Annotated in this window: 20 protein-coding genes; 9 read left to right on the top strand and 11 right to left on the bottom strand. The window is 47.0% G+C overall.

Annotated elements, in window-relative coordinates:
• From KNO71_RS05975 to KNO71_RS05965, 3 genes are all read right to left on the bottom strand, one after another.
• Complete coding sequence (locus KNO71_RS05975) at positions 1-906, bottom strand: Gfo/Idh/MocA family protein (protein WP_214685263.1); 906 nt, start codon at positions 904-906, stop codon at positions 1-3.
• 63 nt (positions 907-969) lie between these two features.
• Positions 970-1,692, bottom strand: coding sequence for an anti-sigma factor (locus KNO71_RS05970; protein WP_214687657.1), 723 nt, complete (start codon positions 1,690-1,692; stop codon positions 970-972).
• Entirely contained in the window at positions 1,689-2,249 is a 561-nt protein-coding gene (locus tag KNO71_RS05965; protein WP_214687656.1) for an RNA polymerase sigma factor, read from the bottom strand. The genes KNO71_RS05970 and KNO71_RS05965 overlap by 4 nt, the downstream gene beginning before the upstream one ends.
• 163 nt (positions 2,250-2,412) lie before the next feature.
• Between KNO71_RS05965 and KNO71_RS05960 the strand changes: the two genes are divergently transcribed.
• Positions 2,413-2,562 carry a hypothetical protein gene (locus KNO71_RS05960; protein ID WP_214687655.1) on the top strand — a complete coding sequence of 50 codons (150 nt, stop codon included), beginning with the start codon at positions 2,413-2,415 and terminating at the stop codon, positions 2,560-2,562.
• Positions 2,563-2,647: 85 nt separating this feature from the next.
• Entirely contained in the window at positions 2,648-3,448 is an 801-nt protein-coding gene (locus tag KNO71_RS05955) for an HAD family hydrolase (protein WP_214687654.1), read from the top strand.
• Here the strand turns inward: KNO71_RS05955 and KNO71_RS05950 are convergent.
• Together KNO71_RS05950 and KNO71_RS05945 are read right to left on the bottom strand one after the other, a co-directional pair.
• Positions 3,394-3,699: an RNA polymerase sigma factor gene (locus KNO71_RS05950; protein WP_078147789.1), complete on the bottom strand. Its 306-nt coding sequence runs from the start codon at positions 3,697-3,699 to the stop codon at positions 3,394-3,396. The genes KNO71_RS05955 and KNO71_RS05950 overlap by 55 nt on opposite strands.
• Before the next feature lie 155 nt (positions 3,700-3,854).
• Entirely contained in the window at positions 3,855-4,070 is a 216-nt protein-coding gene (locus KNO71_RS05945) for a hypothetical protein (protein ID WP_012727536.1), read from the bottom strand.
• A gap of 121 nt (positions 4,071-4,191) precedes the next feature.
• Here KNO71_RS05945 and KNO71_RS05940 point away from each other — a divergent pair, with 121 nt between their 5' ends.
• From KNO71_RS05940 to KNO71_RS05925, 4 genes are all read left to right on the top strand, one after another.
• Positions 4,192-4,425 (top strand): WYL domain-containing protein, encoded by a 234-nt coding sequence (locus KNO71_RS05940; RefSeq protein WP_074035487.1) that lies wholly within the window; start codon positions 4,192-4,194, stop codon positions 4,423-4,425.
• Entirely contained in the window at positions 4,422-4,622 is a 201-nt protein-coding gene (locus KNO71_RS05935) for a helix-hairpin-helix domain-containing protein (protein WP_159563075.1), read from the top strand. Before KNO71_RS05940 ends, KNO71_RS05935 begins: the two co-directional genes overlap by 4 nt.
• A gap of 151 nt (positions 4,623-4,773) precedes the next feature.
• Positions 4,774-6,231, top strand: a complete 1,458-nt coding sequence (locus KNO71_RS05930) for a UDP-N-acetylmuramoyl-L-alanyl-D-glutamate--2,6-diaminopimelate ligase (protein WP_078147787.1) — start codon at positions 4,774-4,776, stop codon at positions 6,229-6,231.
• Between the two features lie 96 nt (positions 6,232-6,327).
• Positions 6,328-6,672, top strand: coding sequence for a YflT domain-containing protein (locus KNO71_RS05925; RefSeq protein WP_214687653.1), 345 nt, complete (start codon positions 6,328-6,330; stop codon positions 6,670-6,672).
• Positions 6,673-6,739: 67 nt separating this feature from the next.
• Here KNO71_RS05925 and KNO71_RS05920 read toward each other — a convergent pair whose 3' ends face one another.
• A complete protein-coding gene (locus KNO71_RS05920; protein WP_214687652.1) occupies positions 6,740-7,732 on the bottom strand; it encodes an MDR family oxidoreductase in 993 nt (330 codons plus the stop codon).
• Positions 7,733-7,875: 143 nt separating this feature from the next.
• Here KNO71_RS05920 and KNO71_RS05915 point away from each other — a divergent pair, with 143 nt between their 5' ends.
• On the top strand, positions 7,876-8,298 hold the full coding sequence (locus KNO71_RS05915; RefSeq protein ID WP_012727530.1) for a hypothetical protein: 423 nt from the start codon (positions 7,876-7,878) through the stop codon (positions 8,296-8,298).
• A gap of 18 nt (positions 8,299-8,316) precedes the next feature.
• On the opposite strand, the gene KNO71_RS05910 is transcribed toward KNO71_RS05915, so the two are convergent.
• From KNO71_RS05910 to KNO71_RS05895, 4 genes are all read right to left on the bottom strand, one after another.
• A complete protein-coding gene (locus KNO71_RS05910; protein ID WP_078147783.1) occupies positions 8,317-8,526 on the bottom strand; it encodes a hypothetical protein in 210 nt (69 codons plus the stop codon).
• Positions 8,527-8,608: 82 nt separating this feature from the next.
• Positions 8,609-9,316, bottom strand: a complete 708-nt coding sequence (locus KNO71_RS05905) for an SDR family NAD(P)-dependent oxidoreductase (protein ID WP_214687651.1) — start codon at positions 9,314-9,316, stop codon at positions 8,609-8,611.
• 11 nt (positions 9,317-9,327) lie between these two features.
• Positions 9,328-9,717, bottom strand: a complete 390-nt coding sequence (locus KNO71_RS05900; RefSeq protein ID WP_074035497.1) for a GNAT family N-acetyltransferase — start codon at positions 9,715-9,717, stop codon at positions 9,328-9,330.
• Complete coding sequence (locus KNO71_RS05895; RefSeq protein ID WP_214687650.1) at positions 9,714-10,730, bottom strand: serine hydrolase domain-containing protein; 1,017 nt, start codon at positions 10,728-10,730, stop codon at positions 9,714-9,716. Before KNO71_RS05895 ends, KNO71_RS05900 begins: the two co-directional genes overlap by 4 nt.
• A 118-nt stretch (positions 10,731-10,848) precedes the next feature.
• On the opposite strand from KNO71_RS05895, the gene KNO71_RS05890 reads away from it, so the two are divergent.
• Positions 10,849-11,802, top strand: coding sequence for a GGDEF domain-containing protein (locus KNO71_RS05890; protein WP_214687648.1), 954 nt, complete (start codon positions 10,849-10,851; stop codon positions 11,800-11,802).
• Between the two features lie 20 nt (positions 11,803-11,822).
• On the opposite strand, the gene KNO71_RS05885 is transcribed toward KNO71_RS05890, so the two are convergent.
• Positions 11,823-13,601 carry a solute:sodium symporter family transporter gene (locus KNO71_RS05885; protein ID WP_214687646.1) on the bottom strand — a complete coding sequence of 593 codons (1,779 nt, stop codon included), beginning with the start codon at positions 13,599-13,601 and terminating at the stop codon, positions 11,823-11,825.
• Positions 13,602-13,783: 182 nt separating this feature from the next.
• On the opposite strand from KNO71_RS05885, the gene KNO71_RS05880 reads away from it, so the two are divergent.
• Positions 13,784-14,413 carry a hypothetical protein gene (locus KNO71_RS05880; protein WP_078147778.1) on the top strand — a complete coding sequence of 210 codons (630 nt, stop codon included), beginning with the start codon at positions 13,784-13,786 and terminating at the stop codon, positions 14,411-14,413.
• The last annotated feature ends 42 nt before the right edge of the window (positions 14,414-14,455 follow it).

Below are 14,455 nucleotides of genomic sequence, written 5' to 3'. Positions count from 1 at the left end.
TCACTTGATTAGATTTGTGACAAGTCGTTGTGTCTCAAGGGCAACACGACCGTCTGTTAAAATCGCTGTATCATCGATGAGTGCGGAAATGAAGTGGTTAATCGCGCCTTGGAAACCACGTTGCACGAGTGTCGTGTCCCATGAACCGAACGTTTCGACTTCATGCCGACCTTGCTTGAAACGATGTAGCGTGACCATCTCTTCGATGGACAATCGTTCCCCATCCCGTACGATCGAGACGTGCTCATGGTTCACTCCTGCTGAACGGTGCATCGATGTCGTGTGTATTCCGTGCTCATCTTGCCACACGTGGCGGGCGAATCGAAGCTCATGCTTGTCATTGATTTCGACGTGACCCGAGACGAGTATGAGCTCATTACCAGCGAGGAAACGTAGCGTATCAATGACATGTAAGTAATCATCGAGTAAGGTGAAGGTCGCATCCTTAGGGCCGACGTCATTCTCGCGATGTTTTACCACATCAATCATGTGAGCAGAGGACTCGTTTTGTAGACGCATATACATCGGAGCGAAACGTCGATTGAACCCGACCATCAATTTACGCCCAAGACGTTCGGCTTGAATGACGAGCTGCTCCGCTTCCTCGATTGTTGCGGCGAGGGGCTTATCAACATAAACATCGACGCCGTGTTCTAATAAATACGATACGATGTCATAATGAGTTTCCGTTGAACTATGTACGAACGCTGCATCGATGGATGAGGCGAGTTCATTCAACGTGTCGAAAGAGGTCATTCGATACGTTTGGCAAATCATGTCTCGCTTAGATGTGTTCGGGGAAAAGGCACCGACTACCTCGATTCGGGGATGAATCGAAAGGATGGGTAAATACGCTTTTTGAGCGATATTTCCAAGTCCAACAATACCGATTTTTGGTTTTTGCATCCCATTCACTCCTTTGGTTCATCATAACAAAAAACCGGACAGCGGATGTGTCCGGTTCAAGAATTAAAGACTAGCACTTAAGACGATTTCACCTTGTGGCGTTTCATTGCCACGATTCGGTTCTTTTGTGACGGCGACGGTATCCCAGTCGACGTCGACTTCATCTGAGTCGAGTGTGTAGATAACCGTCCCGTTCCCTTTGTCATCGGTGACAAAAGCGCCGGTCGGAATCGGGGCACCATCTTTTAATAGCCATACTTGATATACCTCATTGGCATCGAGTGAGGCTAGACCATTCGTTTGGACGATCAGTTGTGTCGCACCGTCCTGCTCTGCAAGGTAAGCGGTCCCTTCCGATTCGCCGTCGAGTGGAATCGTTTCGGTTAACGCGATGGCAGGGGCATCAGGCTGATTGGTAAGCAAATATCCATTCCCGATTAAGGAGAGGAGGAGTGCCGCTGCTAAAGCGACCATTCCCCAGAGCGGTACGTTCCGTTTCTTCTTCTGTTTGAACGGTGTCGCCGGTGGAACTGATGTAGAAGTGTCGGTTGTTGTGACGGGTTCATTGTCTTCTTCTTCGAATACACGATCGAGGACACGCGCTTTCATGCCTCGGGGTGGCTCAGTCGGAGTAGACAAGAACGCGACGCCACCGACAAGAGCTTCAAGTTGTTCGAGCTCTTCTTGACAGTCCTTACACGTTGCCAGATGTTGTTCAAATTTCATTCGTTCTTCTTCCGTTAAATGTTGGTTGAAGTAGTCAATCAATTGGTCGCATGCGTTCATTGTTCTACCTCCTTTCCGATGAATTCATGGGATAACTGTTTCCTCAGTTGCCTCAGCGCCAGTCGAATCCTTCCTTTTACCGTTCCGAGCGGGATGCCACATGCATCAGCAATTTTTTGCTGGCTCAGTCCTTGAAAATACATGAGTCGGACGACCTGCTGTTGTTCGGCAGGTAATGTGGCCATGGCTGTCTCGATTTGAGCACGCTCTTCTTGCCACTCGACTTCTTTCTCAACGGACGGTGACTCGGAAGGAATGGCCTCAGCGTAAGATTCGTCTAGTTGTAGATCCGGTTTACGCTTCCGAATTAAATCGATTGCCACGTGACGACTCATCGTGAAGAGCCAAGAACGAAATTTTCCTTTTGACTCATCGTAAACGCCTCCGCCACGCCAGAGCTTGATGAATACTTCTTGCATGGCTTCTTCGGCCAAATCACGATCCTTTGTCAGCTGTAAGACAAACGCGTACAAAATTCGTTCATACCGATCATACAATATTTCGAGCGCCTCTTTGTCCTTTTGCCTGACACGCTCATATAACTCTAAGTCAGTCATAACATACTCCTTTGCGCAGAAGGGATGTCCCTTGTATTGATCTAACGTATAAAATCGAAAAATGGATGCCTATTTTGTATGACGATTTATTGAACATGTCACTGCTTGATCCGGAAGCTTCGAATAAATGAATAATCTTAATTTCTCTGAAAGAAGGTAGGTGATGACACTTAGCCCAATCGTCGTCATCAGCATCAATCCGATTGCGGTTAAGGGAGCGCTCACCGTCGCCCAAAAGAAGTATGTGCGAATGCCAAAAAGAAAAGAAAAGACAATAAAAAATCCGGTAATCAAGCTACTCATTTGGCAATAAGCTCGAGAGATTCGTGAAATCATAAGATGCCTCCTTTGTTTCATTGTACTATAGGAGGAAGAGAAAACGATAAGGAGACGAGATCATGAAGCGATTTACGAATGAGGGACACATCCTCATATGTTTTGATTTTGATGAGACCTACTTTCCTCATGCCTGTACACCGGAACAATTGGCATCCGTTCGTCGGCTCGAAGATTTTTTGGAACAATATTCCCATCGATTGTCAACGATGTGGGTGACAGGTAGTTCACTCAAATCGCTACGTGAAAAAGTTGAACAGGCAAACCTTCGCTTTTGGCCTCACCGTATCGCTTCAAGTTTAGGTACGGAATTGTATCATATTGACGTAGACGGAACGTTTTCTTTAGAAGAATCCTATCAAGCGTTATTCCCGAGTGATTTTATATCTCGTGTGGAACGTGTTGCGTCACAGATTGAACAGATGCGGATTGAACTAGAAGCGCAACCGGGTTTTGGGACGAGTCCTTGGATCCGTAGCTATTACATCCGTGACCAAATTGGGTCTTGGAGCGAAACGCTTCGCATGCTAGCTGATCAAGAAGGGATTGCTGTCAACATCAGCCAATGCAATCCGCAAGCGGGTGATCCGATGGATGCATGGGATATTGATTTTTATCCAATGCATGCCGGGAAAGAATCGAGTGTTCGATATGTATGCACCACTGCTTCCTTCTTACGCAAAGAAACATATGCGTTCGGCGACAGTGGGAATGACCTTGGGATGTTAGCGCATGTAGGGAAAGGCTATTTAGTGGGTAATGCGACCGAACAGGCAAAACAGATGTATCCGGAGATGACAACAAAACCTTATGCAGAAGGGATTTTAGAAGTATTGGAATCTGATTTGTCCTCTTTCATATAGTGCATGATTTCCTCTAATGAACGGATGAGGGTCGCACGAATCGTTTCGGAATGTGGATTGAAGTGAAGACGTTGTTGCCAAATCCGACAAAATAAATCGGTCAAGGCCGCCTCTGCAGTTGCAGGATGGTCATTCAGATGAAGCGCATATCGATAAAGTAGTTTTTCATAGCGTGAGTATAAATGTTCTAAGGCTTGGCGATTTTTAAGACGAACTTGATCGACCAGGTGTTCATCGAGTGTAGGAGGCATATGCAACTCCTTTCGTATGGAATGAAGGTTTCAACGATAAAAGAATCAGGAACTTTACTCAGATAAAGCATCCTCTCTGTTCTTTCACTCATTTGCTCCCATTTAAACCAAGGAATATGAAGAATTGCAGTCGAATATGCATGCCCCTCAACGATTCAAAACGTGTGATAACAATTCGGGCAAGTCTGTGCGTCTCCCGGCGCACGTTTGAATGATGTTTTACACTTCGGACAAGTGACGGTTTCGCTCTGTTGATTAAACAAACTGCCACGATTGAATAAAATGTTGCGAAGGTTTGGTAACGCCAGTGCAGCGAAAATCATTGCCCCGAATAAAAAGGCAGCCAAGATCAGTAATAATACATAAGTCATCGGTTTTTTCCTCTCTCATTTGATTTCCTTTATCATAATCGAAATTTGAATCAGCGAACAGCTTATCAATAGAAGTGAGAACAAATGTTCTGTATAATGAAGACAAAGGAGGGAAAACAGGATGAGAGAAGAATTGTTACGATGGATGCGTTCGGGACAAGTCACAGAAATGGTGTATGTCGATCGACATGGGACATTTTCAGAGCGGCGGGTCAAACTGATTAAAGTGCAAGGGGAGTACGTGGTGGCATGGGATTTGAATAAACAAGCGAGACGAACGTTTCGAATCGAGCAAGTTCTTGCCTGTCTTCCCATCAACGGACGATTTAGAAAGCGAAAGGCGGAGATTGGATGATTGCCTTACCAACGTTAGCAGCTCCAGCTAAAAGGGCACTAGTCGCTAAAGGAATCGAGTCTCTGCATGAATTGTGTCCCTATACACGCCGTGAGGTTGCGAGTTGGCATGGAATCGGACCGAATGCCCTTTTTGTCCTTGAGGCGGAGCTACTAAAACACAATTTAGCATTCAAAATGGAGGAACCTAGTACGTGAGTGAAACGTCTAGTTTTTTTTTGTGAAGTGATTGCTTTCCTTTGAAAACGGGAAGTAATATATTTGTCATCTCAATTGCCGTTAAAATCTAGTAACATGACGATAAGGTTTTATGAACCTAGCGACACCCATGAGAAAGGACGTACACAGCATGAGAACGAAACGTTTATCCGCCATTTTACAAAATGAGATGGATGACATTTTTGATCCATGGGTGACCGGAGTCGAAACCGATTCCAGGAAGGTCAGTTCAGGGAATGTCTTTATTTGCATTCGCGGCTATACGGTTGACGGTCATAAGTTCGCAGAAGACGCCGTCGCCAACGGTGCGAGTGCGGTCATCTCAGAGTATCCACTCGATCTCGATGTACCGAATGTGGTTGTTGCCGATACAAAACAGACGGCAGGAGCGGTTGCGAGTGTATTTTATGACCACCCCTCTCATCGGATGCGTATATACGGTGTGACAGGGACGAATGGAAAAACTACGACGGCGACATTGACTTATGATTTGTTGCGTCTTTCAGGACGTCGTGTCGGAATCGTTAGTACGATTGGCGCGCGTTTTCATAATCAAACGGTTGAGACAGCCAATACGACACCAGAAGCCGTCGTCTTACATCGCATCTTAGCAGAGATGGTCGATGCAGGCGTCACGGATTGCGTACTCGAGGTATCATCGCATGCCTTGATGGAAGGTCGCGTAGCGGGCATCCACTTTCATGCGGCCGCGTTTACGAATTTGACGCATGATCATTTGGACTACCATCGTTCGATGGATGAGTATGCCCGGGCAAAAGCGCGATTGTTTGAACAGGTGGAAGTGACGAACGGTGAGGCGATTGTGTTAAATGCGGAAGATCCGGCTAGTCATGTCATGGCTGAGTTTGCGCCGACACGTCAAGCCATTATGTATAGTACAAAAGAGGAAATCGAAGCCGACATCCAAGTGATTTGGCGTGAAGAGACGGTACTCGTCAGGATGAAGGAGTTCAAGCTCGAAGTGCCCGTTCGGTTCATGGGGGCGTTCAATGCGGCGAACTTAGCAGCGGCAATCGGACTTGTGTCGACTTCCGATATGGCGCTACGGACCATTGTTTCAAATGTTCCAGGACTCACCTTGCCAAAAGGGCGGTTGGAGCGTTTAGCTACAGAGGATGCTGAGATTTATATCGACTATGCCCACACACCAGACGGGCTAGAGAAATGTTTGTCTACATTGCAACAAGATAACCGTGCACTTGTCGTCGTGTTAAGTGCGGCAGGAGACCGTGATCCTACGAAACGTCAAGATATGGGACGTATCGCAAGTCGCTATTCGAATGAGGTGATTGTCACCGTACATGATGTCCGCATGGAAGACCCAAAACAAATCATTCGTGATTTAGTAAAAGGTATCCAACCGGATGTGAAGTATGTGACGTTTGAAGCAAGGGAAGAGGCCCTTCGACATGCGGCCACGCAAGCGTTAGAAGGAAAGCGTGTCGTGGTTGTCGGAAAAGGACATGACCACATTGAACGAATCGGTCGACAGTCGATTCCATTTAATGAATCAAACATTTTATTGGAAGAATTGAAAAAACGAAAAGGCCAAGAGCCCGCCGTTTAACAAAACGATGACGTTTGTCATCGTTTTTTAATGTGTGAAGAATGTGAAGGAAGGTAATACCTAGTAATGTAGTAGAATTGAAGGAGGAGAATAGACATGTCAGTTTTGTACAAAGAATTTACAAATGATGAAGAAGTCGTCACCGCCGTTCAATCGATGAAAACAAATGGGATTGATGAATCCAACATCTACGTCATCACACATGACGATGATCGGAGTAAACGTGTCGCGGATAATGTTGATGCGAACACCGTCTCGGCAAGTGACGTCGGTTTGGGGACAGCCGCCAAAAATGTGTTCCGCAAAAAAGGAGACGAACTGCGAGCCGATTTTCAAGAGCTCGGCTTCACAAAAGAAGAATCAGAGCGTCTCGAAGAGAAGTTAGATCAAGGCAAAGTACTCGTCGTCGTGAAAGACGCACCTGCCGGATTCACTATCTGATTCCACACCATGGAGAATAGAGAGGAAAGAGGCTGAATCGTGAATGATTCAGCCTCTTTTGATGGACTTAGCGAAGACGGACGACGGTGCGACCACTCAATTCACCACGCATCATCGCTTCGGCGTGGCGAGGGACGTCGTGTAACGGAATCTCATGGATCATCTCATTGAGAACTTTCGGGTCGATGAGTTCTTCGAGACGTTCCCATGCGTTCGTACGACGAACCATGGGTTGCATGACCGAATCGATGCCGATGAGCTTCACGCCGCGTAAAATAAACGGATAGACGCTCGTTGGCAACTCTGCGCCTCCGACGAGACCGCATGCGGCGACAGCACCTTCATATCGTATCTGGCTCAAGATGTTGGCGAGTGTATTTCCACCGACCGAATCGATAGCGGCATCGAAACGTTGCTTGGCGAGGGGATGGGCAGGGCCTTCTAATTCGCTTCGATCGATGATCGTCTCGACACCGAGTGAGCGTAAGTATGGTGAATCTGTTTTGCCGGTGGAGGCGACGACATGGTAGCCGAGACGACGAAGCAACGTAATCGCGAAGCTTCCGACACCACCTGTCGCGCCTGTGACAAGTACTTCTTCACCCGGACGCACACCTGCGTGTTCGAGTGCATCAACGGAAAGCATGGCGGTAAGTCCTGGTGTTCCGATGGCGATTGCATCTCGCATGCTCATTCCTTTCGGTAACTTCACGAGCCATTTCCCCGGTACTTGCGCATACTGGCTAAATCCACCGAAGTGCCGTTCCCCAATCCCGAAACCAGTGGCGATTACCTCGTCGCCAACTTTGATGTCGAGGTGGTCTGATTCGACGACAGTTCCAACGAATTCGCATCCCGGAATGAACGGATAGCGATTGACGATTTTACCAGAAGTCGTTAATCCGAGCGCGTCTTTATAGTTCAACGCAGAGTAGTGAACTTCCACTAACACATTTCCGTCCTCTTCTTTCGGAAGGACATCGGCTTGTACTTCTTTTACTTCGGCATGAAGGCGTTCCTCGTGCTGGTCGAGCACGAGTGCTTGGAATGATTCATTCATCTGCTTAACCTCTTTTCCTATGGATGTCTTCACTCTAACAGTCTTTCCCTCACAAAATGAAATATATGCACGAATCTTTAGGGGGAAACGGGTAGAGAGTGGTACAATAGAGGGGATTCAAATTGCGTAAGGAGGAATGTAGTATGCGGCACGATGACTATGAGTTTGACGATGTAGAAGTAGAAGAAGGCGAATTGTTCAACGTATACGATATTCTCCCACCGGACGGGACGATCCTGGAGATGGCGACAGCTGAGGAAATGGTTCGAGCGGCCGAATTAGAAGCGAAGCATCATGCGCTTCAACGGCTCCAAGATTCAAACTTCCAGTTAACAGGCGTGTCGTTCAAAGAACTTCTGACAGAATTTGAACAGTATGAGCAAGAGTCAATGGAGTTCTGGACAGGTGTCTATAACCGGTTACGCATTCCTTGGGCGTGGACGATTCGAATCGATGTGGCCAATGGTCCGATTCATGTCGTGAACGATCGCGATATCTTTATTGATGAAGACGACTTCGAAGAATACGATGTTGATGATCTATTAGAGGAATACGAAGAAGATTGAATCAAAAACGTCTTTCCCTCATTCAGATGGGAGAGACGTTTTTTTGTCGTGGAGCAGGTCGTGACGAATCCGACTGAGTTCAGTCGCTCCAAATAATAAGCCGACACTACATAAAATTGAGACACCACTCACCATCGCCCCGACGACGGCGGTATCTCCAATCATTGTGAATGACATGGTGAGGCTGAACAGTCCAAATAGCAGTAATCCTCCAGCAATGGTTTTCATAAAATTCACCCTTTCACGTATCTATGCATGTAGTGTAGACGGTTTGACGAGAGAAGGGTGTTTCTTTTTTTGACCTGGTAAATTATTTAATCAAGTCGTAAATCGAATAGGTCTTGCCATTTTCTAGGGGGCGGTCAATTAACTGTTCAGCAAATACACGAGCAACCGTTTCAGGAGAGCGGAGTCGTCCTTCTGTTTCGTATGAACGGAATTGTTCAAGGTCAGCGAACGCCTCTTTCGAAGAAGAACGAATCTCCGCCTGCATCGACGTATCCATCACACCTGGATTGAATAGAGCTGCACGATGTGAGGTTCCTTCTAGCTCTAGTGCAAGTGTCTCTGTGAAATGATCGAGTCCTGCTTTCGTGCCACAATATGCGCTCCAACCTGAGATCGGACGCTTAGCAGCGCCAGAGGTCACATGAATCAAATCGGTCGGCTTGTTGAAAGCGAGGACCGCATTCGCCAATAGCATCGGCGCAAGCAGGTTGGCGTGGACATGAGCGGTCACTTTCTCACCATCTAATTGTCCGACACGATGAATCGGTTCAATCCATGCTGCATTTTGAACGAGCAAAACCGAATCAGCCCGCTCTAGAAACGGTGTGATCTCCCGAATGACTGCATCAATCCCCGAGACGTTTAATAGGTCGACTGATCGTTGCTGATACGTAACGTCTTCCGCCTGTGAGCGAGAGAACCCGACCACCTCGTAATCTCTGGCTTGTAGTTCCTGAGCGATGGAACGGCCGAGACCACGCGATGCGCCTGTGATGAGAGCAAGTTTCATATACATTCCTCCTATTCGTGAATCGTTTTCCTAAAACCGTAGAACGGACGAAACCGTAATTTCTCGTAATATGTGTGGGAATTTTGACTTGCGAGCATCTCAAGCCGTGTGTCTGGATAAAGTGTATGGACGTGTTGGAGTAACTGTTCGCCAAGACCACGTCTACGATATGTAGAAGCGACCAACAGTTCACAAACATACAAACTGACTGTCGTATCAGTCAATCCGCGCAAATAAGCGACAATCTTTCCATTTTCAGACTCCATCACATAGGTGACGTTTGATTGACGCCATGCCTCACGGGTCAACGCGTCACGTTCTACCAATTGGCTCCAACCTTCATCGCGATTAAGTTGTTGAATCGAGTCAAAGTCTGATTCCATATAAGTACGAATGTTCATTCAATCCGTTCTCCAATCTGCATTTCAATCTGTTTCATGACGTCGAACGCCCCATCTGATTGATTTGAACAAATGACCGAGATGGTATCGATTTCTGGATAGTAACCAGAATGGAAACTGACACCAGGGTCATAGCCCATCACGTGATATTTATAGACATCTCCCGATGCGTGATGTTGAATCCAAAGTCCGTATCCATAACTCCCGCCGCGGTCATTAACCGTCACGTGTGGTGTCAAAAGAAGCGACGTAGAAGCGGTATCAAGAAACTGATGTGAAAACAGCGATTTCCAAAATTTAGTCATGTCTTGAGCGGTCACATACGCGCCACCATCTGCTCCTCCTTTGATCGGAATCGCATATTGGTTTGTACGCCACGTGCCGTCCGAGTTGTCGATATAACCGAGCGCTGTTTTAGCAGGCAAGGCATCGAGTGAAAAGTATCCGGAAGCGGTCATACCGGCAGGCTGAAAAATCGATTGTTCGACGTAATCGGTGAAAGATTGTCCGGTCACTTCCTCGATAATCAACCCTAACAAAATATACCCCGCATTATTGTAGGAGAATCGAGAACCCGGTTCGTCCTTCATGGTTTTTTGTTGAAACAGTGGTAGAAAATCACGTAACTGTTGAAGTCGATACATCGGAATATCACGCCATAACGCTTCGAAGTCATCAGAGACGGATTCATCAAAATAGTCAGGGATTCCCGACGTGTGCGTCAACAGTTGATGCACGGTGACGTTTGGTGACAGATGAGGTAAGGCGAATGTTTGAAATGAGCCAAGCGTGGTGGAGAAGGGTAGTTTCCCTTGCTCGACTAACTGGCAAATCGCGATTGCTGTAAACAACTTGCAACCGGACGCGATCCCGAACCGTGTCGTCACGTCATGTTGAATCTGTTCTGAGCGATTCGCATAGCCGTAAGACTGGTGGATTGATCCGTTTCGATTGGTGAGCAAATAGACACCCGAAAATGTCTCGTGAATCGATGGATGTTTGAAATGTGGCATGAGAAACCTCCATGTATTGAGTGATTCAATAAGTCGACTATATCATGTCCATCACAATCTCTCTAAAATTTACTCAATTTTCAAAAAAACATTTACCAAATAACAGGAATTGAGACAGGTGTCTGACCTCGAACGTGGTACGATATGGGCGAACAGAGAGGAAGTGGATTCAATGACGTTATTCTTCTGGGGGGTACTCGTTGGATTTTTGATTGCCTTGTGGCTATCCAAACGTCCACAGCCACATGCACAGTCTCTTTCGTTTATGCATTTCGGGAATCAAACGAAAGATGTCATTTATATTTTTGAAACGAAACCGACTTGGCGTTTCCGATACATCAGTCCTTCTTTAGACTTATATCTCGGAGAAGGAACGGTGATGCGAAGTTATTCAGATGCACAAGATTGTTTTCGGAGAATCCATCCGGATGATCGACGTCTCCTGCTCGATAAAGTGGCGGGACGCGTCAACTATGAAGAAGCGATTCTTCAGCGATGGCGCACGAATGACGGCACTTATGTATGGTTCGAGGAATACACCACGCCGATCTATCAGAATGATGAAATCGTAGCGGTTCAAGGTGTGATTCGGAACATCGAAGCAGCCATGACCGAGCGTGAACGTCTCATGTATGAAAGTCGCCACGATAGCTTGACCGGTGTCTTCAATCGTCGGGCGTTTGAAGACACGATTGCTCAAGCAAGAAATGCGTGTGACGTCGGAATCATCGTGCTGGATGTGAACGATTTGAAAGTCGTGAACGACATGGAAGGGCATTCTGCTGGTGACGATTTGTTGAAACGGGTCGGGAAGATTCTTCAGGGAATTGAATCATCCGTGTATCGTTTAGGGGGAGATGAGTTCGTCTTGTTTCTAGAGATGATGCCTCGCGATGCATGTGAACGAATGGTTCGTCAAATCGAAGCGGCTTGTCAAAAAGAATCGATTTCTGTCGCCATCGGGTTGGCGTGGGCATCTTGTCCAGAAACGATTGAGGCGCTTTGGCAACGTGCGGACGATGCCATGTATGAACGGAAGCGACAACAAAAAGTAGACCTCTTTGACGTGTAAGTTCAAGGAGGTCTATTGGTTTAGCTGCTTTGTTCTTCTACATCGGACGGCTCTTCACCCAAATTGTTTAGATAGCGTTCATAACGAGAAATACCATAGCGGTAAGATGCCCAGATGAGCCCGGACGTTATGACGACAAGTCCCACTGTCAGTGGAGCAAACCATCCGGAAACGATGCCGTTCGCATAAGCGAGTCCGATTGGCGAGAAGACAAGGTAAACGAAAATCATCGAAGCGACGAGTAAAATGGATGTCGAAAGGGCATGACGCCACGGTTTGACTCGTCCTAGTTCGATTCGAATCGGATTCGCTTGAAGCATCGGCCGTACACGCGCAAAGACAAGCATGATCCCCGTCTCGATGACGAAAAGGATTCCGTAAATATGGATAAAGTTGATACCGATTTCGACGCCAAACCATTGTTTCGTCCCCCATACGAGGAAATAGTAGGCGATGACGTGGAAAAAGACGACGGTCTTCGCGGCGATTGGCGGCACACGTTTAACAAGCATCCCGATTAAAACGATGACGAGAATCGGGATGTTGAAGAAACCGGTGAAGCGACGAATCAAGTCCCACAAGCCATCTGGCGCATACATAAGATTCGGGGCGACAAAGAACGAGACGAGTGCAACGAACGTCCCGAACCATTTGCTGACGCGAATCAAATCTTGGTCAGAAGCATCCGGTTTAAACTTCGGTTTGTAAATGTCGAGTACGAAGAGCGTCGCGATACTATTCAAGAGCGAGTTGAACGAGCTGAATACGGCACCGAGCAAGACGGCGAGGAAAAAGCCCATGAGCCACATCGGTAACAGCTCGGCAATCAAACTCGGATAAGCGAGGTCTGCCTTCTCGACGTTCGACCCGTACAAGTGAAACGCGATGACGCCAGGTAACAACATGAAGATTGGAACGAGTAATTTCAAGTAGCCGGTAAAGAGAACGCCTTTTTGTCCTTCCGCTAAGTTTTTTGCACCGAGGGCCCGTTGAATCACGTATTGATTCAGTGCCCAATAGAACAAGTTCGCAAAAATCATTCCGGTGAAAATGGAGAGAAACGGGACCGAGTCGTTAGCGGAACCGATGGCGTTCAACTTTTCGGGATTCGTCGTCGCAATCGTCTTCATCCCGTCCAATAAATTCCCGTCCCCTAGTGCGAGAAAGCCTAGTGTCGGAACGAGGAATCCAATAATGATGAGTCCGATCCCGTTCAACGTGTCCGATACGGCAACGGCACGAAGACCTCCGAAGATGGCATAAATCGCCCCGATAATCCCAATGAACCAAACGACGAGCCAAAGGGACTGCTCAAAGCTAATGCCGAGAAGGGCCGGCACATCGAACAGTTGCAGGACGGCTAATCCACCTGAGTACAGCATAGATGGAATCGTGACGCACATATAGCCGAGTAGAAATAACAGGACGGTCAATCGACGAACGTCCTCGTCATAGCGTTGACTTAAAAATTCAGGAATAGTCGAAATCCCGATGCCAAGAAAGCGTGGCAACAAAAAGAGCGCCATGATGATGGCGGCGATACCGGCCGTCACTTCCCAAGCCATGGCCGACATGTTGCCGGCGAACGATTGGCCATTCAAGCCAATCAATTGTTCCGCTGACAAGTTGGTCAACAGGAGCGATCCCGCGATGAAGACGCCTGTTAGACCGCGACCGGCCAAGAAGTAATCGTCGGCGCTTTCGACTTTTCCTTTCGTCATGCGATACGAGACGTAAGCGACGAGCGCCATGAACAGGGCACCGGTCACGAGTATGTAGAGTACTTGTTGAAATGTCATGAAATCCCCTCATTCCTTACTTATGTTTTATATGTATTTGTAGGAAATACCCTAAATTATAAGAAGGTAGTCCTATTGTTTTGATCGAATCATACAGAAACCATGAACGTGGGGACGATTGCGTACTTGTCGTACGAGAGTAGAAAATCGATGAGGATGGATGGACCGATGGGAGGGACCTCGTGAAGAAGTGGATGATTGGAATGTTATCTGTTGTAGTGATAGCAGGTTATATCATGTTTAGCGAAATGCTGAAAGAAGAAAACACGAGTGATTTGGCTGTGACCGAAAGCTTCCGACACATAGACGATTTAGCTACAAGCTCGCCGATTGTCATCGTCGGCAAAGTGAGAAGTGCTCCTAAACCGTTTACACATCAATCGGTCACATTCTTTGAATCACACATTCAAGTGCAGCGTGTCTATCGAGACGTGAATGGTCAACTGAAGTCAGCCGATACGATCACCCTTTTACAAAATGATATGGAAGAAGACCCGCTCGTCAAACGAGACGAGACCGTTTTGCTGTATTTACAAAGATATGAAGGACCCGTGATGGAGAATGCATATCGGATTGTCGGTCTACAACTGGGACATTTCAAAGTGAATCGGACAGGGACACTGACTTCGGTAGGAAAACCTAACCTTTATCAAGAAAGCGGGCTCAGTGCTGACTTGAGCAAACTAGAGACATCATTGAAAGACAATCCTTATGTGGAAGAAAGAAACGAAGTGATGACGGATGAGGAAATCGAGGCTTTCAATGAAAATGAAGAGCGTTTGTTAGAGGAATCTCAACAACATAGCGAGTAAAAGCGGTGCTGACAAAATCAGCACCGCTTTTTATAATCGAAT

This window comes from Exiguobacterium sp. s163 (genome assembly GCF_018617135.1).
Classification (GTDB): domain Bacteria; phylum Bacillota; class Bacilli; order Exiguobacteriales; family Exiguobacteriaceae; genus Exiguobacterium; species Exiguobacterium profundum.
The sequence above is the reverse complement of the archived record's forward strand: the minus strand, read 5'-3'. Positions and strand labels throughout refer to the sequence as shown.